This is a genomic window from Actinoplanes subtropicus, assembly GCF_000721705.1.
GTDB classification, from domain to species: Bacteria; Actinomycetota; Actinomycetes; order Mycobacteriales; family Micromonosporaceae; genus Actinoplanes; species Actinoplanes subtropicus.
This window is the reverse complement of the sequence record NZ_JOJL01000028.1, coordinates 133,424-155,620: the sequence shown is the minus strand read 5'-3', so window position 1 is coordinate 155,620 and position 22,197 is coordinate 133,424. Positions and strand designations below refer to the sequence as shown.

The 22,197-nt window shown below is 69.7% G+C and carries 25 protein-coding genes and 1 tRNA gene; 12 read left to right on the top strand and 14 right to left on the bottom strand.

Annotated features, from left to right (window positions below; translation table 11 throughout):
* The first annotated feature begins 218 nt into the window (after positions 1-218).
* The 6 genes from IH26_RS0135910 (at position 219) to IH26_RS0135885 (ending at position 4,185) form a co-directional block, all read left to right on the top strand.
* Complete coding sequence (locus IH26_RS0135910) at positions 219-668, top strand: DUF6232 family protein (protein ID WP_051809153.1); 450 nt, start codon at positions 219-221, stop codon at positions 666-668.
* 175 nt (positions 669-843) lie between these two features.
* A complete protein-coding gene (locus IH26_RS0135905; protein ID WP_245665810.1) occupies positions 844-1,779 on the top strand; it encodes a helix-turn-helix domain-containing protein in 936 nt (311 codons plus the stop codon).
* Positions 1,780-1,865: 86 nt separating this feature from the next.
* The gene (locus tag IH26_RS0135900) at positions 1,866-2,057 is read left to right on the top strand and encodes a DUF397 domain-containing protein (protein WP_030440725.1); all 192 of its coding nucleotides are present in this window, start codon (positions 1,866-1,868) and stop codon (positions 2,055-2,057) included.
* Between the two features lie 272 nt (positions 2,058-2,329).
* Positions 2,330-3,205 carry a helix-turn-helix domain-containing protein gene (locus tag IH26_RS0135895; RefSeq protein ID WP_245665808.1) on the top strand — a complete coding sequence of 292 codons (876 nt, stop codon included), beginning with the start codon at positions 2,330-2,332 and terminating at the stop codon, positions 3,203-3,205.
* 178 nt (positions 3,206-3,383) lie between these two features.
* Entirely contained in the window at positions 3,384-3,584 is a 201-nt protein-coding gene (locus tag IH26_RS0135890) for a DUF397 domain-containing protein (protein WP_030440723.1), read from the top strand.
* A 70-nt stretch (positions 3,585-3,654) separates the two neighbouring features.
* The gene (locus IH26_RS0135885; protein ID WP_030440722.1) at positions 3,655-4,185 is read left to right on the top strand and encodes a DUF6226 family protein; all 531 of its coding nucleotides are present in this window, start codon (positions 3,655-3,657) and stop codon (positions 4,183-4,185) included.
* On the opposite strand, the gene IH26_RS0135880 is transcribed toward IH26_RS0135885, so the two are convergent.
* Positions 4,166-5,386 (bottom strand): FAD-dependent monooxygenase, encoded by a 1,221-nt coding sequence (locus tag IH26_RS0135880; RefSeq protein ID WP_051809151.1) that lies wholly within the window; start codon positions 5,384-5,386, stop codon positions 4,166-4,168. The genes IH26_RS0135885 and IH26_RS0135880 overlap by 20 nt on opposite strands.
* On the opposite strand from IH26_RS0135880, the gene IH26_RS0135875 reads away from it, so the two are divergent.
* Positions 5,385-5,996 (top strand): TetR/AcrR family transcriptional regulator, encoded by a 612-nt coding sequence (locus IH26_RS0135875; protein ID WP_030440720.1) that lies wholly within the window; start codon positions 5,385-5,387, stop codon positions 5,994-5,996. The two genes, IH26_RS0135880 and IH26_RS0135875, sit on opposite strands and share 2 nt — an antisense overlap.
* 1 nt (position 5,997) lies before the next feature.
* On the opposite strand, the gene IH26_RS58700 is transcribed toward IH26_RS0135875, so the two are convergent.
* From IH26_RS58700 to IH26_RS0135850, 5 genes are all read right to left on the bottom strand, one after another.
* The gene (locus IH26_RS58700; RefSeq protein WP_084599363.1) at positions 5,998-6,918 is read right to left on the bottom strand and encodes a SpoIID/LytB domain-containing protein; all 921 of its coding nucleotides are present in this window, start codon (positions 6,916-6,918) and stop codon (positions 5,998-6,000) included.
* Positions 6,919-6,926: 8 nt separating this feature from the next.
* Positions 6,927-7,712, bottom strand: coding sequence for a peptidase inhibitor family I36 protein (locus IH26_RS58695; RefSeq protein ID WP_084599361.1), 786 nt, complete (start codon positions 7,710-7,712; stop codon positions 6,927-6,929).
* Positions 7,713-7,750: 38 nt separating this feature from the next.
* On the bottom strand, positions 7,751-8,605 hold the full coding sequence (locus tag IH26_RS0135860; protein WP_030440717.1) for a peptidoglycan-binding domain-containing protein: 855 nt from the start codon (positions 8,603-8,605) through the stop codon (positions 7,751-7,753).
* Between the two features lie 149 nt (positions 8,606-8,754).
* The gene (locus IH26_RS0135855; RefSeq protein ID WP_030440716.1) at positions 8,755-9,582 is read right to left on the bottom strand and encodes an NBR1-Ig-like domain-containing protein; all 828 of its coding nucleotides are present in this window, start codon (positions 9,580-9,582) and stop codon (positions 8,755-8,757) included.
* Positions 9,583-9,667: 85 nt separating this feature from the next.
* A complete protein-coding gene (locus tag IH26_RS0135850; protein WP_030440715.1) occupies positions 9,668-10,861 on the bottom strand; it encodes a DNA polymerase III subunit delta' in 1,194 nt (397 codons plus the stop codon).
* A gap of 142 nt (positions 10,862-11,003) precedes the next feature.
* On the opposite strand from IH26_RS0135850, the gene IH26_RS0135845 reads away from it, so the two are divergent.
* Genes IH26_RS0135845 through IH26_RS0135835 form a run of 3 tightly spaced genes read left to right on the top strand, consistent with a single transcriptional unit; the run spans position 11,004 to position 12,209 of the window.
* Positions 11,004-11,321 carry a YbaB/EbfC family nucleoid-associated protein gene (locus IH26_RS0135845; protein ID WP_030440714.1) on the top strand — a complete coding sequence of 106 codons (318 nt, stop codon included), beginning with the start codon at positions 11,004-11,006 and terminating at the stop codon, positions 11,319-11,321.
* Position 11,322: 1 nt separating this feature from the next.
* Positions 11,323-11,619, top strand: a complete 297-nt coding sequence (locus tag IH26_RS0135840; RefSeq protein WP_030440713.1) for a hypothetical protein — start codon at positions 11,323-11,325, stop codon at positions 11,617-11,619.
* A complete protein-coding gene (locus tag IH26_RS0135835; protein WP_051809149.1) occupies positions 11,616-12,209 on the top strand; it encodes a hypothetical protein in 594 nt (197 codons plus the stop codon). The genes IH26_RS0135840 and IH26_RS0135835 overlap by 4 nt, the downstream gene beginning before the upstream one ends.
* 219 nt (positions 12,210-12,428) lie before the next feature.
* Here the strand turns inward: IH26_RS0135835 and IH26_RS0135830 are convergent, their stop codons facing one another.
* Entirely contained in the window at positions 12,429-13,991 is a 1,563-nt protein-coding gene (locus tag IH26_RS0135830; protein WP_030440711.1) for a hypothetical protein, read from the bottom strand.
* A 158-nt stretch (positions 13,992-14,149) separates the two neighbouring features.
* Here IH26_RS0135830 and IH26_RS0135825 point away from each other — a divergent pair, with 158 nt between their 5' ends.
* Positions 14,150-14,986, top strand: coding sequence for a PSP1 domain-containing protein (locus tag IH26_RS0135825; protein ID WP_030440710.1), 837 nt, complete (start codon positions 14,150-14,152; stop codon positions 14,984-14,986).
* Between the two features lie 4 nt (positions 14,987-14,990).
* On the opposite strand, the gene IH26_RS0135820 is transcribed toward IH26_RS0135825, so the two are convergent.
* Positions 14,991-16,715: a metallophosphoesterase gene (locus tag IH26_RS0135820; protein ID WP_030440709.1), complete on the bottom strand. Its 1,725-nt coding sequence runs from the start codon at positions 16,713-16,715 to the stop codon at positions 14,991-14,993.
* A gap of 75 nt (positions 16,716-16,790) precedes the next feature.
* Between IH26_RS0135820 and IH26_RS0135815 the strand changes: the two genes are divergently transcribed.
* Positions 16,791-16,864: transfer RNA gene (locus IH26_RS0135815), tRNA-Thr, on the top strand.
* A gap of 112 nt (positions 16,865-16,976) precedes the next feature.
* Here the strand turns inward: IH26_RS0135815 and IH26_RS0135810 are convergent.
* The 6 genes from IH26_RS0135810 to IH26_RS0135780 form a co-directional block, all read right to left on the bottom strand.
* A complete protein-coding gene (locus IH26_RS0135810; RefSeq protein ID WP_157437557.1) occupies positions 16,977-17,492 on the bottom strand; it encodes a hypothetical protein in 516 nt (171 codons plus the stop codon).
* A gap of 143 nt (positions 17,493-17,635) precedes the next feature.
* Positions 17,636-18,298 carry a response regulator gene (locus IH26_RS0135800; protein WP_030440706.1) on the bottom strand — a complete coding sequence of 221 codons (663 nt, stop codon included), beginning with the start codon at positions 18,296-18,298 and terminating at the stop codon, positions 17,636-17,638.
* A complete protein-coding gene (locus tag IH26_RS0135795; protein WP_211268816.1) occupies positions 18,295-19,476 on the bottom strand; it encodes a sensor histidine kinase in 1,182 nt (393 codons plus the stop codon). The genes IH26_RS0135800 and IH26_RS0135795 overlap by 4 nt, the downstream gene beginning before the upstream one ends.
* Positions 19,477-19,507: 31 nt before the next feature.
* Positions 19,508-20,116 (bottom strand): D-Ala-D-Ala dipeptidase VanX, encoded by a 609-nt coding sequence (gene vanX, locus IH26_RS0135790; RefSeq protein WP_030440704.1) that lies wholly within the window; start codon positions 20,114-20,116, stop codon positions 19,508-19,510.
* Positions 20,113-21,153: a D-alanine--(R)-lactate ligase gene (gene vanA, locus IH26_RS0135785; protein WP_030440703.1), complete on the bottom strand. Its 1,041-nt coding sequence runs from the start codon at positions 21,151-21,153 to the stop codon at positions 20,113-20,115. The genes vanX and vanA overlap by 4 nt, the downstream gene beginning before the upstream one ends.
* On the bottom strand, positions 21,146-22,099 hold the full coding sequence (locus IH26_RS0135780) for a D-isomer specific 2-hydroxyacid dehydrogenase family protein (protein WP_245665814.1): 954 nt from the start codon (positions 22,097-22,099) through the stop codon (positions 21,146-21,148). The genes vanA and IH26_RS0135780 overlap by 8 nt, the downstream gene beginning before the upstream one ends.
* Between the last annotated feature and the right edge of the window lie 98 nt (positions 22,100-22,197).

Below are 22,197 nucleotides of genomic sequence, written 5' to 3'. Positions count from 1 at the left end.
GCGGAGAGCCTGATGGCCATGCTGTACTCGTGGTACGACAGTCCGGAGGGCGGAGTTTCGAGGGGAGAGTCAAGAACGGCACCTGGCGGCAACCAGGTGCCGTTTCGCTCCCCACATTCGACCCGCCCGATCCCAGCGGGGTGGGAATTCTCTCTTCCGTCGCGCCCGCGACCTTTCCTTCCTCGCCGTGTCCATCGGGAACAGAGGGGAAGACGGAAATGCGCACCTACTATCGCGGACCCGACGCCGTCATCACCGACACCCACTTCGTCTGGCAGACCTCGTCCATGCGGATTTTCGCGATCGACGACCTGGAGGACGTCCGTCTGGAGCGCACAGTGGCGGCCGGACCGTCCGGGGCGGAGTTCGCCCTCTGGCTCGGCCTCTTCGTGCTGGCGGTCGCCGCCGGCCTGAAGTTCGGCGTAGCGGCGGCGTTGCCGGTCGTGGCGGCGCTGGTCGTGGTCGTCCTGATCGCCCTGCGGAAGCGCGCCGGGCACGCGTGGGAGATCCGGGCGCGCTATCGCGCCGAAGAGGTCACCGTCTACTCCTCGTTCGACCCGCGCGTGTTCAATCAGGTGACCCGGGCGCTGCGGCGCACGATCGAGCGACGGTCGTTCCGCCATTCCCGCCGCGCGGCCGCCGGCCGGCACCTCGTTCACCAGGGATAACGGCGACCCGTCGCACATCGATCACGCCAAGTCAGTATCAACTTTTCTTGAACTCCGGTATGGGGATTTCCCATCTGGTACCACGGTTAGTAAGCTGACGCGCGACCTCGCTGGGTGCCGTCTGGCAGCCAGCTAGGTTGCAACTTACGTCGGCCCGCTACCTACCGTCTCGACGATGAAGGACCTCATGGCTGAGGGTGACTCGCCCACTGTTGCGCGACGTCGCGTGCGGATAGCGCTGCGCGAGGCTCGTGAGGCGGCCGGGTACACCCAGCTCGAGGTCGCCGAGGAGATGGAGTGGAGCCTCAGCAAGGTCATCCGGATCGAGAACGGCGACGTCAGCGTCGCGCCGAATGATCTCCGGCCCCTGCTGGGGTTTTTCCGGGTCGATGACCGGCTTCGCGTGGCCGAGCTGGTCGAGGCGGCCAAGGTCGCCCGAGCCCGCCAACGCCGGGCCTGGTATCAGACGCCGGAATATCACGAATTCCTGACCGATCCGCTGCGCAAGCTGATCGAGTTCGAGGCCGAGGCCGCCGTCATCCATCATTATTCGGTTTTCCACGTTCCAGGATTGCTGCAGGTTCCGGAGTATTCAACCGCGCTCATGGAAACGTGGAGTGAAGAACTGGAGCCCGGCCAGATCAAATATCGTCTGGCGGCCCGCCGGCAGCGGCACGACGTGGCGGTCGCCCGGGCCGGCTCATTGCGGATCACGGCGTTGCTCGACGAGTCGGTCCTGCGTCGGCCGGTGGGCGGTCCACGGGTCTTGATCGCGCAGTTCGAGGAACTGTTGCGGTTGATTTGGCTGGGACTGCTCCGGGTCCGCGTCATCCGGTTCGACGCCGACGTGGCGATGTCCTACAACGCCGGTTTCAACGTTGTCTTCCTCGGGGCGGACGGCGACCTGTCCAGCGCGGTCATGTATCGCGAGACCGGGGTCACCGACGAAATTCTCGAGGACGTCGCGATCGGAAAGGTGAACGCGACCGGCCCGCCGCCTCCCGGGCCCGTCGCGCGCCATTATGATCGCTATCAAAAGCTCTGGAACGCAGCCGCCAAGGAAGATGACACGATCGCCTTTATCGAGAGGCGGATTCGCGAATTGGGATGACCAGAAAGCCATCCCGTAACCTATTTCAGAGAAATTGGTTCTACCACTCGATAGTATCGCCGACTCGGAAGGTCAGGCTCTCCAAAGTGAAGATCGACAACACGCCACAGTGGCAGAAGAGCAGCTACTGCGGCAATGCAGCTTGCGTCGAGGTCGCGAAGACCGCGGACGCCATTCTGGTTCGTGACTCCAAGGATCCGCTGGCCGCGCCTCTCGCCTTCACCGAAGACGAATGGGTCGCGTTCGTGAAGGGTGTCCAGGCCGGAGAGTTCAACTAAGCACGTCCTGCTTGTCGGCCCGTGCTCCCGTTACGCGCGAGCGCGGGCCTTTCTGCTTGTCCGTGGCCTGAGGATCTTCCGTGTTCTGCGAATGTGCGGATCGCGGGTGGCCGAAAGACCGGCGGTGGTGGTGTACTCATATTTCGCAGAGGCTGGCATGATGCGACCTGGCAGACCGCGCGATGGCTGTCAGCGACATCGAAATGATCGACATAGGAGGCTGGCGAGACACCGTGCCTGAGGAAGTTTCATCGACCATCGCTCGTCGAACCGTGCGTCTGGCGCTACGAGACGCACGCGATGCGGCCGGGTTCACCCAGGCCGACGTCGCCGAGGAGATGGAGTGGAGCCTCAGCAAGGTCATCCGCATCGAGAGCGGCGAGGTCAGCATCGCGCCGAATGATCTTCGCCCACTTCTGGCCTTCCTCCAGGTCAAAGATCGCGCCAAAATCAACGAACTGGTCGAGCTGACCAAGGTGGCCCGGAAGAGGTCGCGGAGTCAGTGGCACCAGGGGGCGGGAGTTCGGGAACACCTCACCGATGCCATGCGGCGTCTGGTCGAATACGAGGCCGAGGCGACCGAGATTCGCTATTACTCGGTGTATTACATTCCCGGTCCGCTGCAGGTGCCGGCGTACGCGTCGACCAACCTGGCGAACTTCGACGACTCGGACATCCCGCGGACGACCCGCGACCTGCGCGCCGAGGCGCGGCAGCGACGTCGGCAGGTGGTGCTGTCCCGGCTGGGTGACGGGCTCAGCGTGTACGCGCTGCTCGACCAATCCGTCCTCCTCCGGCCGATCGGCGGTCCCCAGGTCTTTCATGAGCAGTTGAGCGACCTGCACAGGCTGGCCCGGGACGGCAAGCTCCAATTGCGGATGTTGCCGTTCGACAGCAACTACACGGTCACCAACAACGCCACCTTCGACCTGCTGACCCTCGCGGGGCAGGGTGGCGAGCAGAGCGAGGTGCTGTATCGGGAGACCGGGCTGGTCGACGAGGTCGTGGAGGACAGCTCGGTGCAACGGCACCGCGAACGTTTCGACAAAATCTGGGAAATCGCGGCCACGGTGGAGGAGACCGTCGAGTACCTCAGCGGCCGCATCAAGGAGTTGGAGGCGGCGATCCGCAACGCGAACAAGCCATAAGCCGCGACCGAAGCACGAAAAATGCGACATATCGCGCCGAACCCTGCCTATGGTGAGTGACATAACGCCCGTTCAGCGATGATTGGGACGCTGAGCTGCCTTCACTCATGTCAATTCCTGCCTGGTCTTTCGTTGCTCGCCTACCGTGGATGACGGGAAATCGGCGGGAGGTGCGGAAATGATCAAGCCGGTGGATGCCGTGCAATGGCAGCGATCATCGTATTGCGGGACGAATGCGTGCGTGGAAGTGGCCCGGGCCGACGACGGCCGCATTCTGGTTCGTGACTCGAAGCGTCCGGACAACGAGGTTCTGAGCTTCACCGCTGAGGAATGGGCGGCCTTCGTCGCGGGTGTCGCGGCCGGTGAGTTCCGGTTCTGAGCCGTTCATCATTCGCCAGGCTCTCGCGTACCGGGAGCCGCCTCGGGCCGGGCGGGGCATACTGGCACAGGTGAGGGCTATCCCGCACGCCACCGATACCGGGCGCTTCGCGGTCTTGCACGACGCGGCCGAGTCGATGCTGGATGACCTGCACGAGCGCTACATGGTGGAACGGCGGGAGAGCAAGGAGCTGCTCGGGGCCGACGAGGCCCTCGTGCGGATGGTGCGGTTGATTCCGCGTACGCCGGCGGCCGGTCCACTCGCCATCGCGTTCACCGACTTTCCGGGGCTCATGGTGCGCCTCGGCCGATGGTGGGCCGAGGCGTTGCCGGCCTGCGGGTGCGACGAGTGCGGGGAAGACCCGGCCGAGCTGATCGGGGTCCTGCGCGGTCAGGTCTCGGCGCTGATCGAGGGCGGGCTGTGGGAGCGGGTGCGGCGCGGGGTCGGCGGCTCGTGGTTCGAGACCCGGCTGATCGGCGTCGGGCTCAGCGCGCGGCGCGAGGGGCCGCTGACCGGCCGCGACGCGCGCGACGCCCGGCGGTGCGGGTTCGCCGCCCCGGTCCAGTGGGCCCCTTGGCCGTTCAGGCCCCTAGGAGCTTGACGGCGGCGTGGATGCCGCGCCGGTTGATCACGTTGGCCATGGCGAGCTGGCCGCGGCAGAACATCTCGAACGCGTGCCAGCCGATCGGGGTCGCCATCGCCGCGTGGATCAGCATGGGGCGCCTGCTGAAGACGGCGAGCAGGCGCCGGCCGGCGGCCATCTCGGGCGCCAGCTCGCTCGCCACCTGCCGCTCGTAGGCGGCCAGATCGCCGGCCGCGGCGGCGGCGCCGGCCCACGAGCCGGAGCGCAGCGCGTAGCTGATCCCCTCGCGGGTCCACGGCTCCAGCAGGCCGCCCGCGTCGCCGGCCACGATCACCCGGCCGCGGCGCAGCGGCGAGTCGGGGCGGCGGCAGCGAGTGAGGTGGCCCGAGTCGCGCACCACCGTGCGGTCGGTCAGGCCGAGCTGGGCCACGAAGTCGCGCAGGTATCGCTTGGTCTCGGCGCCCTGCCCCTTCGTCATGATCACACCGACGGTGAGCTGATCGTCCTTGGAAAGACATCCCTCTGACCGGCAGCCCGGCGGGTGCAGTTTGCAGTCGTTCATCTTCGGGAAGACCCAGCCGTACGAGCCGGGGACCGGGCCCCAGTCGAGCAGCACCCGGCCCCGCCAGGCGTGCCGGTCGGCCTCGGTGGCGGCCAGCTCCACCTCGAGGCCGAGGTCCTGCTGGTCGAAGGCGACGCCGACGTGACGCGAGCTGATCCCGGCCGAGCCGTCGGCGCCGATCACCGCCTTGGCGACGACCTCCGCGCCGTCGGAGAGCGTGATGGTCGCGGCGTCGTCGTCCTGGGCGATCGCACGGACCAGGCACTCCTGGCGGACCGTGGCGCCGGCCTTGAGCGCCGCCTCGTACCAGGCGTGGTCGAAGTCGTCGCGGCGGACCATGGTGAGCAGCGGGCCGCCACGGGCCCGCCGGGTGAAGGTGCGGCGACCACCGCGGGTGAAGGTGACCGCGTCGATCGTGTCCCGGCCCGGGACCGCGGCCAGGCGCGCCTCGGCGATCTGCAGGGACGTGCCGATCAGGCCGCCGCCGCAGGTCTTGTAGCGCGGGTGGGTGGCACGCTCCAGCACGATCGTGCGGGCACCCGCGGCGGCCGCGGCCTGCGCGGCGGCCAGCCCGGCGGGGCCGGCCCCGACCACTGCGACATCCCAGATCACGAGCGGAGAGTCTAACCAGACCGGGTTGCGTACGATCGTACGCATGACCCTTCCCGCGGCGCGGTCACCGCGGCGCTACGACCCCGAGCGCAAGAGCCGGATCGTCGACGCGGCGATCGACGTCGTCGCCCGGCACGGCGTGGCCGGCACCACGATGCGCCGGATCGCGGCCGAGGCGGATGTGCCGCTCGGCTCTCTCACGTACCACTTCGAAGGTCTGGACGATCTGCTGGCGCAGGCCTTCCACCGGCATGCCGAACGGATGTCGCCGCTGTACGAGGCGCATTTCCACGGCGTACGGGATCGGGAAGGTTTTATCGACGCCGTGACCGACCTGATCCACGGCGACGCCGGCGTGGACCCTCGGGAGTGGGCGGTGGCGTACGAGCTGTATCTGGCCGCCCTGCGCGATCCCGCGCTCCGGACCGTGACCGAGGCCTGGATGCGCCGGTCCCGTGCGGTGCTGGAGCGCTTCGTCGATCCGGTGACGGCCCGCGGGGTGGACGCGATGATCGAGGGGATGGTCATGCACCTCACCCTCTCCACCGCCACCTTCGACCGTGCCGACACGCGGGAGATCGTCTCCCGGCTGCTGACCGGCGACGAGGCGCCGCCCACCGCGGGGGCTGCGGTGGGCGGCGCGCTCGGCGCGTGACTCAGGACAGGGTCACGTCGCGGAAGTAGTGCCGGAGGATCGTCTGATAGCTGTCGCCGGCGTTCGCGAGATCACGCGAGCCGTACTGCGACATCCAGTTCCCGTCCACCCAGGCACCGCAGGCGGTCGTGGTCGAGCAGTAGTGCGCCTGCAGGATGTTCCCGCTGCGGGTCATCCGGGTCGACCAGGTGTTGTCCACGGCGGACGACGTGGACGACTGCGCCGATGACGGCTTGTAAACCTGGTCGTCGGTGTTGTCCTTGACGTCGTAGCACTGGCCGCCCGCCGTCTTGCGGGTCGAGTGCAGCGCCCAGTACCAGGCGTAGCTCTTGACCGCCACGGCCCCGGACTCCAGCGAGGCGGCCGGCCAGCCGGACACCCATTCGTTCGGCAGGACATTCTTGACGTACGTCTTGAAGTCCACCCGGTCGACGCGCCCGAGACCGACCCGGTAGACCAGGATCGTGCTCGGCAGCTTGCTGTTGGTGCCGTCGGTGCTGCAGCCGGTCGGCCCTCCGGTCAAGAACTCGTGCGAGGCGTTGTTGTTCTTCAGCGTCGCGTCGAGGTTGCCCTTGGCGCCGGCCGCGAAGTCCTGGCTCGCCCCGGCGAAGTTGCTGTTGAAGTAGACCCGCACGGTCTTGCCGGTGCGGTTCCACACCGACGCGGCGTTGTTCTTGACGCAGAGGCCCTTGCCGGCGCCGGCGCCCTTGAACTCGTAGCAGGTCGGCTGGGTCGCGCCGTAGTCGTCCTCGGAGTCGGTGAAATCGGAGACCGAGCCCGCCTCGTTGCTGTTGTAGTAGTAGCAGAACTCGCCGCTGTCACAGGTCCCGTCGCGGCCGGCGGCCGACGCCGCACCCGGCGCCACGACGACGCCCAGGAGCGCCGAGACGGCCGCGACCAGAATGCCGATCCGTGTCCGCATCGCGCCGCTCACCAGCTGCTCGGGACGTACGCCCAGCCCAGGTAGTCCGACCGCTGCCGGAACGTGCTGGTCTGGTAGACCGAAGGTCCGGTGCTGATCGCGCTGTTGCCGCCGATGGAGAGCATGACGTGGCCGTCCGCCGTGGTGGACGTGAAGAACACCGCCGCTCCGGCGGGCGGCACCGAGCCGGTGTGGATGCGCCCGTTGGCCTTCTGCCACTCGTAGTGCTTGGTGGCCGAACCGAACTTGTACTGGGTGCCGAACGCCCCCTCGACAAATGCCTCGCACTGGCCGTTCCAGTCCGTGTGGCCGAGCCGAGCCTTGGCCCACGCGATGGCCGAGGACGCTCGCGGGTCGGCCGGGAAGGAGCCGCCGTCGGTGCTGCCGATCTTGTGGGAGGCGTTGTTGTTCTTCAGGGTGGCGTTGAGGTTGCCCTTGGCGCCGGCGGCGAAGGACTGGGTCGCCCCGCCGAAGTCGCTGTTGAAGTAGACGGTGACGGTCTTGCTCGTCCGGTTCCACACCGACGCGGCGTTGTTCTTGACGCAGAGGCCCTTGCCGGCACCGGCGCCCTTGAAGTCGTAGCAGGTCGGCTGGGTGGTGCCGTAGTCGTCGACGGACTCGGTGAAGTCGGAGACCGAGCCGGCCTCGTTGCTGTTGTAGTAGTAGCAGAACTCGCCGCTGTCGCAGGTCCCGTCGCGGCCGGCGGCGGACGCCGGCGAGGAGGCGCTCAGGATCGAGGTGGTCATGGCCAGGGCGATGCCGGCCACGGCCAGGCCCTTGCGGAGATGCAACATGTGTCCTCTTCGTTCTCTTGGTGAGGGGTGATCGGTGGTCAGTGCGCGCGCTGGTACTGCTCCCAGGTGTTGATCGGGACCTTCGGGCCGTCGTCCGGGCCCTGGTTGGCCAGGCCGTTCATGCCGAGGTAGTAGTCGCCGATCTGGTGCTGGGCCGGGCTGGACAGGTCGGTGTCGTTGATCGCCGCGGCGTGGATGTGCCACGGCCAGGCGCCCTGGCTCGGATCCCGGACCCAGGCGGCGAAGCCGACCTGGCGCAGGGCACGGGCCGCGGCGGTGCGCTTGGCCGCGGTCATGCCGTCGACGTTGATGTCGACCACGCCGCCGCCGTCGTGCGTACCGGCGGAGGTCGGGTCGCCCCCGGGGTTGTAGGAACCCTGTGCGAGCGTGAGCTGGTAGCCGAGCAGGTGCTCGGCGGCGGTGAGCATCGCCTGCGTACGAGCGTCCACGGTGTACCCGTCACGCTGGACGTGCGCGCCGGGGCCGATCGTGTTGGTGACCGTGTAGCGGTTCAGCCCGAGCTTGGTCAGCGACGTCGTGCCGGGCAGTCCGGTGGCGTCCAGGCCGGTGTAGCCGAGCGAGCGCTGGTAGGCGGCGTACGCCGAGATGGTCTCGGTGCCGAAGTAGCCGTCCACCCACTGCGCGTCCAGGAGATGACGGGCCTCGAGAGCCTGCTCGACGGCCAGGACGGAGCTCTTCGCGCCCGGGGTCAGGGTGTGGTCGGGCCGCCGGGGGTCGATCTGGGCGGCCAGGACGGTGGCCTCCATGTCCACGACAGGCCGCGCGGCCGCTTGTGGTGCCGCGGCGCCGGGCGTCGTGGCCCAGGCATGGGCCGGTGCGCCGACGACCACGAAGAGCGCGGCGATTCCGGCGGCTAGCCAGGGACGGCGCATGGTCGATCCTCCTCGTTGGTGAGTCCATTTCGGAACGGACATCACCTTGCGAGAAGGGACCTGCTGTTCGGTACCCCGGTTGACTTGTCAGAACTGTAAGACGCCGCTGACCTCGGTCGATGCGGTGTTGTCAGATCGCCCGGCGAGGCTCAGGCGATGACATTGACAAGGAAATAGACCGGGCGCTTGCTCGGAAAGTACACGCGCCCCTGCTCGTCGACCATCTTGAAGCCGACCCAGCACCGCCCGGGCCGGCTCGGCGCGGTGACCGGAACGCTGATCATCACCTGCTCGCCGGGCGCCGTGTCACCGATCGCCGTCCGGCTCGGCACCCGGCAGCCGTTGTTGTCCGTGGCGGGCTGCACCGGGGCCAGGAAACGGTGCTGCCAGGCGACGGAACCGATGTTCTTGATCGCCCACACCTTGTCGAAGCGGGCGTTCACCTTCACCCGCGTACCGTCCGGGATGGTGACGTCGCCGACGAACTGGCTCGCGTCGCCGGCCGTCAACGGGCCCGACGGCTCGGCCGATGGCGCTTCGGCGGCGGACCTTTCCGGGGCATGGCCACGTGTGGTGAAACCCACGACCGCGATGACCGCCGTCACCACCACCGCCGCTGCGGCGGCGATCCACCGCCACCAGTGCCGTCTCGGCGCATCCGGTGCCTCGGCGGCTGCTGGCGCCAGGTCCACTTTGTCCAGGACGTCCGTACGCTGGGCGTCCTCCCACCGGAGTCGCCACTCGGCCTCGTCCGCTTCGCATGCCCGGACGAACTCGCGGGTCGTCTCCCAGGACGGAAACCTGGTGCCGGCGGCCGCTTCGTGCAGCGTCGTGTGCGAGATCCGGCCCGAACGGCCGGCCATCTTCCGGAACGACGGATCGCCCACCGCGGCCCGCAGGCCCCGCAACTGTTCGGCGAATCGCTCGGCCGCCGTGACCTGCCGTTCCGACTCGATGGCAGCAGGCTGCACGTCCATCAATCCCCCATGTCAGGCACCGTTGTCCACATTGTCAAGGCGCGTAGGAGGCTACCGGACGGCTTCGTCGGCCATCAATGCGATGTCAGCCGCGCCATAGGGTCAGCATCATCGCCTCGACGGCGATGTCCGGCTTCACGTTCTGATCGATCGCGTCCCGGCAGGCCAGCACCGCCTCGAGCCGGCGCAGCGTGCTTTCCGCGCTCCACTTGCCGGCCGCCGCCTCGGACTGCGGGGCCACGTCGGTGTGCACGATCGGGACCGGCGCGCGCAGGCTGGTGATCAGGACGTCGCGGTAGAAGCCGGCCAGGTCGACCAGCGCTCTGTCCAGCGCATCCCGTTTCGACCGGGTCGCCCGCGAGCGCTGCCTCTTCTCCAGGTCTTTCAGCTGGCCGGCGGCCCCGCGCATCGCGCCGGCGGCGCCCCGGCCGGTGCCGCCGGCGCCCAGGGCCCGCTCGAGGGCGGCCCGCTCGCCGGCGTCGGCCTCGGCGACCGCCTCGGCGGCCTCGGCCTCGGCCGACTTGATCAGCGCGGCGGCGGCGTCGAAGCAGGCCCCCACGCCGGTGAGCCGGCGCGGCACGGCCAGCACCGCCTCCCGCCGGCTGCGGGCCTCCGTGTCCTTGGCCAGCCGTTTCGCCCGGCCGACGTGCCCCTGCGCGGCGGCGGCGGCCCACGCGGCCACCTCGGGGGCGACGCCGTCCCGCCGCGCCAGGACCTCGGCCACGGCGTCGGCCGGTGGCTGGCGCAGAGTGATCACGCGGCAGCGCGAGCGGATCGTCACCGAGATGTCGTCCGGGTGGGTGGACGGGGCGCAGAGCAGGAACACCGTACGGGGTGGTGGCTCCTCGATCGCCTTGAGCAGGGCATTGCCGGCCTGCTCGGTGAGCCGGTCGGCATCCTCGATCACGACCACCTGCCAGCGGCCGCCGGACGGGGCACTGGCCGCCCGCAGCACCAGCGCCCGCATCTCGTTGACGCCGATGGACAGGCCCTCGGGGACGACGAACCGCACGTCGGCATGGGTGCCGCCCAGCGCGGTGTGGCAGCCGTGGCACTCGCCGCAACCGACACCGTCGCGCTCGCACTCCAGGGCGGCCGCGAAGGCGCGGGCGGCCACCGAGCGGCCGGAGCCGGGCGGGCCCGTGAAGATCCAAGCGTGCGTCATCGCGCCGGCGGCGACCTGCTCACCGGCCACGACCCGGGCGGCGGCCGCGGCGGCCCGGCGCAGCGTCTCGACCGGCTCGGCCTGGCCCACCAGGTCAGCGAAGACGTCAGTCACGGCACCGATGGTATTGCCCGGGTCCGACAACTTGGCACTTATCCACAGAGGACAACTCGCTGTAGCGGAAGGGTCACGCCGTCGGGTACGGTCTGGTCCCGGATCGCGACGGGGCGCTTACGCGCGGTGAGGAGACTGGGGGATGGCGCGCGAGATCGACGAGGGTTGGATCGATGAGGCCATCGATCGCTACCGCCGACTTGATCAGTTGCGTGCCGAGTTCGACATGGTGGTCGCGTCGCATTCCGTGTCGGTGCACTCGCCGGACGACACCATCGAGGTGGTGGTGACGGCGGCCGGTGAGATCACCGACGTGCGCATCTCCGGCTCGTTGCACCAGCGCAGCGCGGCCGAGTTCGCGCGCGAGATCAAGGCCGTCGTGACCAGCGCGGCCGAGGCGGCCCGCTGGGCGCGGGCCAAGCTGCACGGTGAGATCTTCGGAAAGCTGAAAGAGGACTGAGATGGAACACCTCGCCGACCGGCTCGATCGGGCGGCCGACACGCTGGCCACGGTCGATCGGCGGTTGCCGGCGCTGACCGTCGCGGCGTCGGCGTTCGGTGCCGACGACGCCGGCGTGCCCGGGCGGCTCGGGCGGGCGCTGCATGCCCGCTGGGCCGCCGTGCTCGAGGCGCGTGGGCGCGAGGCGGCCGATCTCGCCGGTCGGCTGGCCGAGGCGGCGGGCGCGGTCCGCGCGGTGGCGCGCGACTATGCGGCGACCGATGAGACGGTTCGGCGCCGGCTGGAGCGCGAGCGGTGAGGGATCGTCTCGACGAGGTGCTCGGGGTGGCGGCGCCGCTGCTCGCGCAGGTCGACGCGGCGCTGGGCCAGCAGGGTGCGCCGGCCGGCCACGAGGTGTGGCGGCAGCTCCGACGCGTACGGCTGCTGCCGGGCGATGCCACCCGTGCGGTGGCGTCGCTGCGGCCGGCGGAGTTCGACGACGCGGTGGTTCTGCTGCGCGCCGACGCCCGGGCCTGCGCCGAGGTGGCGCAGGAGCTGCCGCCGCCCGGCGGGTGGGCCGGCGAGGCGGCGGAGGCCTACGGGGAGCTCCGCGCGCGGGTGGCCGATCGGCTGAGCGGCGACGGGGAGAGCCTCGACGAGCGCCTCGAGGCGTCGGCCGACCTCGCCGAGGCGCTGATCGACTGGATGGGCCGCGCCCGGGCCGAGCTGGCGCTCGCGCTGGCCGGTGCGCTCGCCTCGGAGGAGGCGATCGCGCTGAAGGCGGAGGATGATCCGCTGGCCGCCGCCGCGGTGGCCGCCCGGGTGCTCCGGACGATCGCCGACAGCTACGCCGAGGCCGATGACCTGCTGCAGGGCTCGGCCGAGCTGGCCGCCGCGATTCCGATGTAGACGCGGGCGCGGCGCCGCCGTCGGAACTGGTCCGACTGCGACGCCGCGTCCTCCTGCACCCCCCGCAGGTAACGAATACTCAACGCCATCCATCGAGTTTTGTCGTCGGCTCCGGCCGGGTTCGGGACGCTCGGCGGAGCAGGACGGCACGACCGTCGACCGGGCGACAACCTTCAGGGGATAGATAGATGTCCATCTGGCTGATGGTGATGTCCCCGCTTACCGGGCGGATCGCCGGCGACGCACGCCGAGCAGCACCGTGCCCACCCCGGTCAGCAGCATGGCGACGCCGGCCAGCGCCAGCCCGGCCACCCCGGGCCCGGTGATCGGGAGGCCGCCGCCGGTCCCGGAGGTGTCGACGGGCGTCATCCGCTCGGGCGCCACGGCCGCTGCCTCCATCAGGCCGACGGCGAAGTCCAGCGCGACCGCGGACGACCGGCCGCCGTACCCGTCCTTGCCGCGTCCCTCGGTCAGCTCGCCCTGGGTGAGCGACACGTCGATGGCGGCGGCCCGGGCCGCGATGGCGCGCCCCTTCTCGGCCTGCCGGACCCCGCCGAGCGTGAGGTGCAGCCGCATCCGGTCGCCGGCCGGTGCCGATTCGGCGACCGGGCTCGGCGCGCTCACCGTGGGCAGGCCGGGGACTTGCGGCAGCGGCAGCGGCCGGCTCGCCGGGCGCAGGTCGCCGAGGCCGGCCGCGTCGAGCACGCCCGCCTCGCGTGCGTCGTCGTCGAGCGTGACGTCGACCGACTGGCCGGCCGTGTCCAGGCGCTTGGTGGCGATGCCGTCGCCGGAGACCTCGATCTGTGCGGGCCGGTACCGAACCTCGCCGCCGCCGCTCGACATGGTCGCGGTCAGCGAGGGCGTCGTCAGCATGCGTACGTGCACGCGTCCACCAGCCAGGTCGAAGCCGCCGCCCGTCACGGTGGCCGAGGCCACCGTGCGGGCACTCGCGCCGGTTCCCTCCAGCGCCGTCGTGCTCACTCCGGCTGCCTTTTGCGGTACGCGGATCAGCGCCGCCCCCGCGCCGCCCAGGAGATTCACGCTGCGGATCGCGGATTGCGCGTTGGTGGTCTCGCCCTCGGCCTCGCCGCAGGCCATCGCGGGGTCCCACTGTGCGTGACCGCTCAGGGTGCCCGCGCCGAGCTTCAGCGGCCCGGCCCGGCCGGCGTCGGTGGCGCGGGTCGCCGCCTGGGCGTGGGTCGGCGGGGCCTGCTGGAGCAGCGGCTCGGTCCAGCCGGACTCGCCGTCGGCTTGGGCATCCAGGATGCGGGCGACCGCGGCCGACTTGACCTGCGCGGTGGCGACCATGGCGGTGCGGGCCTCCCCGAGCCCGACGCCGGTCAGCCGTACGGTCTTCAGGTCGCCTTGGACAACGCTGCCGCCGCCCTGGCCTCCGTTGTCGTCGTCCAGTACGTCCTGGCTTCCGTTGTCGTCCCGTACGCCCTCGCCTCCGTTGTCGTCCCTCAGGACCGAGCCGACGATCGCCTGGCCGAGCATGCCGATGCCCTCGCTGAGGGTGTCGCTGTCGTTGCCGTCGGCGGCTGGATCGAGATTGCCGGCGCCCCTGTCGCCCGGCGTCTCATCTTTGGTCACCGGGTGTTCCCCGCCGCCGCCGCGCACCTCGAGCCGGTCGATCCGGAGCAGTTCGGCGCCGGCCTGGGCCGCGTACGCCTCGGCTCGTTCGCAGGGCGCGGGCGCGGCGTAGGCCGGCGGCGGCGCGACGACCGGCCCGGCGAACCCGAGTGCTACGACACCGACGACGAGCGATCTGGCGGGCTTCATGCGGTTCCCTCCCGAAGTGTTCCGCGATGGGATGTCCTCTACGGGTCTGGCCAACGACGGTCGATCTGGGCGGTTGCGTCGCGTCTATACGACAACCCCGGCGGGTAGTCCAAAACCGGCATTTGGTACGGCTGGATCGCCGTCGTAGTGTGTTGGCCATGGGCATGCTGTGCGCGGTCAGCTTCAACCGGTACGGCCGCCTCTACTACCTCGATCCGGGCGAGTTCTCGCCCCAGGTCGGCGACCGGGTGCTCGTGCCGACCGACGACGGGCCCGAGGTGGCAGAGTGCGTCTGGGCGGCGCAGTGGGTGGATGAGGACACCTCCGGTTTCCCCCGGGTCGCCGGGGTGGCCGAGGAGGACGACCTGCGCCGCGACGAGGTGCTGCGCAAGCGCAAGGCCGAGGCCAAGGTCGCCGCGAAAAAGCTGATCAAGGCGCACGACCTGCCGATGAAGGTGGTCGCCGTCGATCACGTGCTGGACCAGGGCGGCTCTGGCGGCCCCCGGACGACGATCTACTTCACCGCGCCGCACCGGGTCGATTTCCGCTCCCTCGTCCGCGACCTCGGGGCGACCCTGCACTGCCGCGTCGAGCTGCGCCAGCTCTCGGCCCGTGACTCGGCCCGGGTGCAGGGCGGCATCGGCTCGTGCGGGCGTGACCTGTGCTGCGCCACGTTCCTCACCGACTTCGAGCCGGTCACCATCCGGATGGCCAAAGACCAGGACCTGCCGCTCAACCCGCTACGCATCTCGGGCGCCTGCGGCCGCCTCATGTGCTGCCTCAAGTACGAACATCCGCTGTACCAGAAGTTCCAGGCGGCGGCCCCGGCCATCGGCACGCGGGTGACCACCCCGGAGGGCGACGGCCGGGTGGTCGCGCACAGCGTCCCCCGCGATGAGGTCGTCGTCCGGATGGACGCCGACGGGTCGCGCTGCTCGTGCAGCCGGGCGTCGGTCTGCGGCCCACGGCAGAGCCACGAGGAACGCTACGGCTGAAGCGCTACGACACCCGGATCGGCGGCTCGATGCGGTGGGCGGCCAGCGCCTCGTCCGGCCGCAGCCAGGGGCTGTGCGGGTCGCCGTCCGGGTCGGCCACCCACTTGCGGCAGATCTTGTCGACGCCGATCGGGTGGATGGTCAGCGAGCCGTCGGCGGCGATGTGCAGTCGCAGGAAGCTCTTGTGGTCCTCGATGCTCTGGCTGGCGAACAGCTCGTTGACGTTGACCTGGAACTGCCCGGCGATCAGCAGGTAGAGCGCGCACAACTGGGTGGACAGGAACCCGATGACGGGCCCGTAGACGACCGCGGCCGCCACCAGCGGCCAAGGCCACGGCCAGTCGTGCGCCGGGACCTTCAGCCAGACCCAGGTGCCGAGGATCGCCAGGCCGATCTGGGCGAAGCCGTGCCCCAACCCGAACAGCCAGTGCCGGGCATGGTTGTGGAACGCGGCGCCCGGCGGCCGGGCGAACAGCACCGTACCGCCGAGAACGATGACGATCATCAGCGAGAGCGGGATGGTGAACAGCCGCTGGATGTTGCCGCCCTGGCTGGCCGCGCCGGCCATGGCCAGCATGGTGAGCGTCTGGATGAGGCCGAGCATGGTGGCGAAGCCCGGATTGCGGGCCGGGACGCGGCGGAACACGCCCCGGCTCAGCCGCCGCGACTCGGCCGCCGACGGGAAGCGGGTGGCCAGGTCGTACGTCCGGCTGCGGGACTTGTTCCGGGTCAGCGTCTCCTCGGGCGGGACGGTGAGCCGCTCGGGCAGTTGGTGGGTGGCCAGCAGGTACGCCCCGCCGCCGCCACAGGTGATCAGCTGCCGGTCCGGGCCGGCGTAGCGCGCGTAGTGGTGCAGGTCGCCGGAGACCAGGACGCGTACGTTCGCCCCGGTCGGCGCCAGGATGGTCCGGAGGAAGTAGTCGGTCGCGTCGTACGCTGCCGGGTCTTCGGTGTTCGCCTTCACCCATTTGGGGGACGGGGTCATCAGGATGATCCGGTCCTCCGGGCCGACGTTCTTCGCCGCCTTCTCGAAGTACAGCAACTGCGGGTCGTCGATGTACGCGCCGAACTGCTCGTCCATCGCGAAAACCCACCAGTTGCCGGGCAGCTTGATCGCGAAGTACGAGCGCCGCTGCTGGGTGCGCCAGCCGCCGATGTGACCGTCCTTCCGGCGGGCGAACAGGCGCAGGAACGCGGTGAGGCCGTCGTACCAGTCGTGGTTGCCCGGCAGCGCGAACAGCGTCGGCCGCGGCTGGCCGGGCGGCGGCTCGGGCAGGGCCGCGCGGTAGGGCCCCTTCATCCGGTTCTCGTACCCGTCGCTGCTGGCCAGCGGGTAGATCTGGTCGCCGCCCATCAGAAGCAGCCGGCCGCGGGGCAACTCGTCGCCGTCGAGGGTCAGGCGCTGCTGGGCGAGCAGCCAGGCCACCGAGTAGGTCGAGTGGAAGCCGTCGCCCAGGTCGGCGACGTAATCCAGCCACATCTCGCCGTCCGCGGTCGCCGAGTGGTCGAACCACTCGCCGTCCAGCGAGTTCTGCAGCTCGCGCTTGTCCAGATACGCCCCGAAGAGGATCGCCAGCAGCGCGCGTAGACCGGTGCTGAGCAGCAACAGCGGCGCCAGCCAGCCGACCATGGGCTGTGGGGTGAACCCGATCTCCTGCGGATCCATGCTGCGGGGCCGGGGCGGAACAACGGGCTCGGCCTCGGCGGGTCGGCGGTGATCGTCGGTCACGCCTGGCACAGTAGTCGGGTTCGGCGGTACCGGGGACAGGGCGGCCGGGCGGATACCGTACACTTGGTTCTCGTTGCCGCCTTAGCTCAGTCGGTCAGAGCGACGCACTCGTAATGCGTAGGTCGACGGTTCGATTCCGTCAGGCGGCTCAGAAAGAGGCCCTGACCAGCCATGATGCTGGCAGGGCCTCTTCGGTTTTGACAGGCCGGCGGGCCGAGGCCGCGACTTCCACGATCCTCGACCGGCCTGCCGCGGTGACGGTCAGCAGCCGCCGCCGGTGCCCTGGTTGAGATGATCGCGGACGGTCTGCGAGACGTAGCCGGCGCAGACGTCACCGGTGCCGAGGTTGAGCGCCCGCCAGCCGCCCCCGCCCTTGGTGTCGTAGCCGAAGAGGATCCAGGCGATCTCGCCCTGTGGCGCTTTTCGGAAGGTGGAGCGCGCGTAGGCGAACCCCTGGTAGCAACTCGGCTTGGCCAGGCCGTCGGGGTTGCCCGCCCGGCCGTAGATTTCGCTCGTGCGGAGCGCGTGGAAGAGGGTCGCGGCGCTTGCGGGGCACGGGTCGGCCGTGTGCTCCGGCTTCCCGGTCGACGTGGGGCCAGCGGCCGGCGGGCTGGACGGGGACGTGCTCGCCGCCGCGGTGGACGCTGCCGTGGCCGGGGAGCTGCCCGAGGCGCCGGTCACCGGCTGGGCGAGGCCGCTGACGTGGTCGACGGACGGCGAGCAGGCGGCGGCCAGGGCTACGGCCGCGACGGCACCGGTAAACGTTAGGACGCGCATGGTCTCGATCTCCTTCAAACAAAGCTCTGTCGTGCTGTCGATCGATACGATGCGCGAGACCACGCGGATGTTCGGGGCGTCGGATAACGAGCAGGTAACGGTCTGACCGGCGGGGTCGTTTCCTACACGGATAACCCGAACGGCTAGCGACGGGGAGTGACCAGGCCGGTTTCGTAGGCGTAGACGACCGCCTGCGCTCGGCTGGTCAGCGCTAGTTTGGCCATCGTACGGTTCAGGTGGGTCTTCACCGTGGCCTCGCCGATGACGAGGTCCTGCGCGATCTCGGTGTTGGTGAGCCCGGTGGCCACCAGGCGAAGCACCTCGGTCTCGCGGGCGGTGAGGCTGTCCAGGCCGGGGGAGGGGTCGACGGCGGGCGCCTGCCGTTCCGCGTACGCCTCGACGAGCCGGCGGACGACGGTGGGGGCGAAGAGCATGTCACCCGAGGCGACGGCCGTCACCGCCGCGAGCAGGCGCTCCGGCGGGGTGTCCTTCAGCAGGAAGCCGCTCGCACCGGCGCGCAGCGCCTCGTAGACGTATTCGTCCAGGTCGAACGTGGTGAGCATCAATATCCGGGGAGCCGGGTCGGCGGCATCGGCGAGGATCTGGGCGGTGGCCGCGATGCCGCCGACTCCGGGCATCTGGATATCCATGAGCACCACATCCGGCCGGTGCCGGGCCGAGAGGGTCACCGCCTCGGCGCCGTCGGCCGCCTCGCCGACCACGTCTATTCCGGGCGCGGCCCGCAACAGCGCCGCCAGACCGCCGCGGATGAGCACCTGATCGTCCACGACGAGGACCTTGATCATGCGCCGGATTCCGGCGTCGGCAGGGTGAGCACGACGTCGAAGCCGCCGGATGCGCGGGGGCCGGCGGTCACCGTCCCGCCGTAGAGCTGTGCGCGTTCCCGCATGCCGATCAAGCCGTGCCCTGCCGTTTCGTCTGCCCGGGCGGCCGGCGGTGGCCCGCCGCCGTCGTCTCCGATGTGGACGGAAAGGTCATTCTCCTCGTATCGCAGGGTCACCGTGACCCGGGTCGGGCGCGCGTGCTTGAGCACATTGGTCAGTGCCTCCTGGACCACCCGATACGCGCACGAGTCGGCGCCGGGCAAGAGCGCTCGCCGGTGCCCGTGCACGACCAGGTCGACCGGTACGCCAGCGGCGCGCACCCGCTCGACCAGGTCTTCGATCCGCGCCAACCCCGGTGCCGGGTGGTGGCCGGCATCCGGCTCGACCCGGAGCACGAGGAGCAGGCGGCGCATCTCCTCCAGCCCCTCGTGGCTGGCGGTGGCGATCGTGTCGAGTGCCGTGCCCGCCACGGCCGGATCCGAGGCGAGGACGTAGCGTGCCAGGCCGGCCTGCACCGACACCACGGACATGTGGTGGGCGACCACGTCGTGCAGTTCCCGGGCGATGCGGACGCGTTCCTCGACCACCGCCCGCCGCGCCAGCTCCCGCTGTCCCTCTCGCAGCCGGGCGGTCAGGCTCGCCAGTTGGTCGTTGCGCGCGGCCAGCAGGCGGGTGTTCGCCCCGAACATCATCGCGATCCCGGGCGCCAGCACTGCCTGCGCGATGCACACCTCGAGGGACAGCACGCGCGCGGCCAGACCGCTGTAGAAGATCACGGCCGCGGTCGCCACGGCACTCACGATCGCCGTACGGGCCGGCCGAATGGACGCGACCGTGTACAGCGCGACGATCGGTCCCCAGAAGTTCAGCGACGGCTGGTATCCGAGGGCCAGGTACCCGACGTACGCCACGCAGGTCACCGCCAGCACGGCCGTCGGCCAGCGCCGCCGGACCGCCAGCGGGCCACTGACCAGGATGCTGAGGAGGTACGCCCAGCCGTCGAACGGCCGCCAGCCCGCGGGGTGGTACTGACGGCCGACGATGCAGCCGGCTCCGGCGAGTGCGGCCGCCAGCAGGGCGTCCACTACGCGCGGATCGAGTCCCGTCGGCCGGCGGATCGACCAGGACGAAACGAGCACCACAGGATTTTAATGCCGTCGATATGTCCCGCTAGGCGATGGGGAAATCGAAGTACGTGTCCGGGTACGGTTCGTCCTTCAGCGTGTAGTGCCACCACTCGAGCGCGTAGGCCGAGAAACCGCACGACTCCATGACGGAGCGCAGGAATTCACGGTTGCTCGTTTCGAGCTCCGTGATCCCCTGCGCCCCGTGGTGGGAGAGGGGATCCATCAGGTCGTGGTCGCCGCCCATCGGCGCGAGCTCACCGGTGGCCAGGTCGTAGAGCGTCAGGTCGACGGTGCTGCCGCGGCTGTGGCCCGACCGGGTGGCGACGTACCCGTTCTTGAACATGTCGGCCCGGTCGATGTTCGGGTAGTGCCGCTGCTTGGTCCGGCCGTCCTCGGGCTGCTCCGCCCAGCGGATGAAGGCGTCCACCGCGCGTTGCGGGCGGTACGCGTCCCAGAGGAGCAGACCGAAACCGCGGGACCGAGCCTTGCCGTGCGCCCTTTCCAGGGCTTCGCACAGGGCCGTGGTGCCGACGACCTTGTTCGCCAGGTACCCGTCGACGGGCCCACCGGTGAAGTTGTCCGAGGTCGCGTACTTGGCGTCGGATCGGATTCCGGGAACGACGTCGCTCACGACGACGAAGTCGTCCTTCACTGGCTTTTCTCCGTCAGCGCGAGGGAGATCAGGCGGTCGATCACCTCGGTGAGCGACCGGCCGGCGGCGGCCATCATCCGCGGGTAGCGGCTGTACGAGGTCATGCCGGGGAAGGTGTTGACCTCATTGAGCAGCACCGAGCCGTCCGCCTTGAGGAACATGTCGACCCGGGCCAGTCCGCGGCAGCCCAGGGCGCGGTACACCGCCTTCGCCTTCTCCTGGACGAGCGCGGCCATCTCGGCCGGGATGTCGGCCGGCACGATGAAGCTCGAGTTCTCGGAGCCGGTCTCCGGCGTGCTCTCCTGGTGGATCCGGAAGAATCCGTGCGACAGGGCGACGCGGTCCAACTCGCCGGTGATCAGCTCTTCGTCGTTGCCCAGGACGGCGCAGCCGATCTCGCTCGCGACGACGCCCTCCTCGATCAGCACCTTCGAGTCGTACTGGGCCGCGTCCGCGATCGCCGGGAGCAACTCCTCCGCGCTCGACACCTTGCTGACCCCGAAGGACGAACCCGAACGGGCCGGTTTCACGAAGACGGGATAGGTGAACTGATCGGCGTCGACCTCGTCGCCGGCCGTGATGATCCAGAACTTCGGGGTGTCGATTCCCGCGTTCTGGACGACGACGTAGGCGAGCGACTTGTCCATGCACAGGGCGGAGCTCTGCAGGTCGCAGCCGACGTACGGGATGCCGGAGAACTCCAGCAGGCCCTGCATCCCGCCGTCCTCGCCGCCCTTGCCGTGCAGCACGGGCAGAATGACGTCCAGGCTGATCGTCTCGTACTTGCCCTCGTCCAGGACGAGCAGGCCGGGCTCGCTGCGATTCGGCGACAGCACGACCGGACGGCAGTCGCCGCTCTCCCAGTCCTCCGCCGGGCCGTCGCAGACCTTCCACGCGCCGTCCCGCGTGATCCCGATGTAGACCGGCTGGTACTTGTCGAGGTCGATGTTCTTCGCTATCTCCCGTGCCGACTTGATGGAGATGGGATGCTCCTCGGAGATCCCGCCGAAGATGACGCCGACCTTCAACTTATCCATGCCGGTACCCGCTTTCGAACGTGAGGCAGTTGGTCAGGGAGTTTTCCACGGTGTCGCTCAGGGCGTGATCCGTGTAATAGGCGGTGTGCGGGCTGATGATGACGTTCGCCATCTCCTGCAGCCGCAGCAGCTTTCCGCTCTTGACGCTCTTGTCGCTGTGGTCGGCGTAGAAGATTTCTTCCTCGCCCTCGACGACATCCAGCGCCGCGCCGCCGATGCGGCCCTCTTCCAGCGCCGTGACGAGGGCGTCGGTCTCGATGAGCGGGCCACGTCCGGTGTTGATGACGATGGCGCCGTGCTTCATCTGCGCGATGCGCTGCCGATTCAGCAGGTGGTGGGTTTCCGGGGTGAGCGGGGTGTGCAGCGTGACGATGTCGCTCTGCCGCAGCAGTTCGTCGAGCGGGACATAGTCGACGCCGTGCCGGGGGTAGCTGTCGTGCGCCAGGATCCGGCAGCCGAAACCCCGCAGCCGGTGCAGTACCGCCGCGCCGATGCGCCCGGTACCGATCACCCCGACGGTCTGGTCGCGCAATTCCCGCCCGCGGACGACGTCGAGCCGGTAATCGTGGATGTCGGTGCGGCGGATGATGGATTTCATCCGGCGCAGCACCATCAGCATCTGCATCAGGGCGAAGTCGGCCACGCTGTCCGGCGAATAGGCGACATTCCCGACCGTGATGCCGACGCTCCCCGCGTACTCCACGTCGATGTGGTTGAAACCGACGCTCCGGGTGGAGATGTACCGGACACCGATCTCGCTCAGCCCGCGAATGATGGAGTTGGTGACCGGATTCCGGTGATCGACGCTGACGCACCGGTTGCCGCGCGCGAGATCGACATTCGCCTCGCAGATCGCGGCCTCGACGATGGTCGGCAGCACCCCCAGGCGAGGCGCCATCTGGAGGAACAGGGCGGCCTCGTCCTGGCCGCAGCCGTAGATGGTCATCCCGGTGGTTGCCGTGGCCGCCGGTGAACCGAGGCGCGAAGCTGTCTGCGCTGGCTCGCTGTAGGTCACTGCGTCACCATCCTTCTGGGAGATGCAAG

Bases quoted from the DNA above. Each gene is read 5' to 3' on its own strand.
- IH26_RS0135910 (WP_051809153.1), top strand. From the start codon at position 219: ATGCGCACCTACTATCGCGGACCCGACGCCGTCATCACCGACACCCAC.
- IH26_RS0135905 (WP_245665810.1), top strand. From the start codon at position 844: ATGAAGGACCTCATGGCTGAGGGTGACTCGCCCACTGTTGCGCGACGT.
- IH26_RS0135890 (WP_030440723.1), top strand. From the start codon at position 3,384: ATGATCAAGCCGGTGGATGCCGTGCAATGGCAGCGATCATCGTATTGC.
- IH26_RS0135875 (WP_030440720.1), top strand. From the start codon at position 5,385: ATGACCCTTCCCGCGGCGCGGTCACCGCGGCGCTACGACCCCGAGCGC.
- IH26_RS0135880 (WP_051809151.1), bottom strand. From the start codon at position 5,386: ATGCGTACGATCGTACGCAACCCGGTCTGGTTAGACTCTCCGCTCGTG.
- IH26_RS58700 (WP_084599363.1), bottom strand. From the start codon at position 6,918: ATGCGGACACGGATCGGCATTCTGGTCGCGGCCGTCTCGGCGCTCCTG.
- IH26_RS58695 (WP_084599361.1), bottom strand. From the start codon at position 7,712: ATGTTGCATCTCCGCAAGGGCCTGGCCGTGGCCGGCATCGCCCTGGCC.
- IH26_RS0135860 (WP_030440717.1), bottom strand. From the start codon at position 8,605: ATGCGCCGTCCCTGGCTAGCCGCCGGAATCGCCGCGCTCTTCGTGGTC.
- IH26_RS0135855 (WP_030440716.1), bottom strand. From the start codon at position 9,582: ATGGACGTGCAGCCTGCTGCCATCGAGTCGGAACGGCAGGTCACGGCG.
- IH26_RS0135845 (WP_030440714.1), top strand. From the start codon at position 11,004: ATGGCGCGCGAGATCGACGAGGGTTGGATCGATGAGGCCATCGATCGC.
- IH26_RS0135840 (WP_030440713.1), top strand. From the start codon at position 11,323: ATGGAACACCTCGCCGACCGGCTCGATCGGGCGGCCGACACGCTGGCC.
- IH26_RS0135830 (WP_030440711.1), bottom strand. From the start codon at position 13,991: ATGAAGCCCGCCAGATCGCTCGTCGTCGGTGTCGTAGCACTCGGGTTC.
- IH26_RS0135825 (WP_030440710.1), top strand. From the start codon at position 14,150: ATGGGCATGCTGTGCGCGGTCAGCTTCAACCGGTACGGCCGCCTCTAC.
- IH26_RS0135810 (WP_157437557.1), bottom strand. From the start codon at position 17,492: ATGCGCGTCCTAACGTTTACCGGTGCCGTCGCGGCCGTAGCCCTGGCC.
- IH26_RS0135800 (WP_030440706.1), bottom strand. From the start codon at position 18,298: ATGATCAAGGTCCTCGTCGTGGACGATCAGGTGCTCATCCGCGGCGGT.
- vanA (WP_030440703.1), bottom strand. From the start codon at position 21,153: ATGGATAAGTTGAAGGTCGGCGTCATCTTCGGCGGGATCTCCGAGGAG.
- IH26_RS0135780 (WP_245665814.1), bottom strand. From the start codon at position 22,099: ATGACCATCTACGGCTGCGGCCAGGACGAGGCCGCCCTGTTCCTCCAG.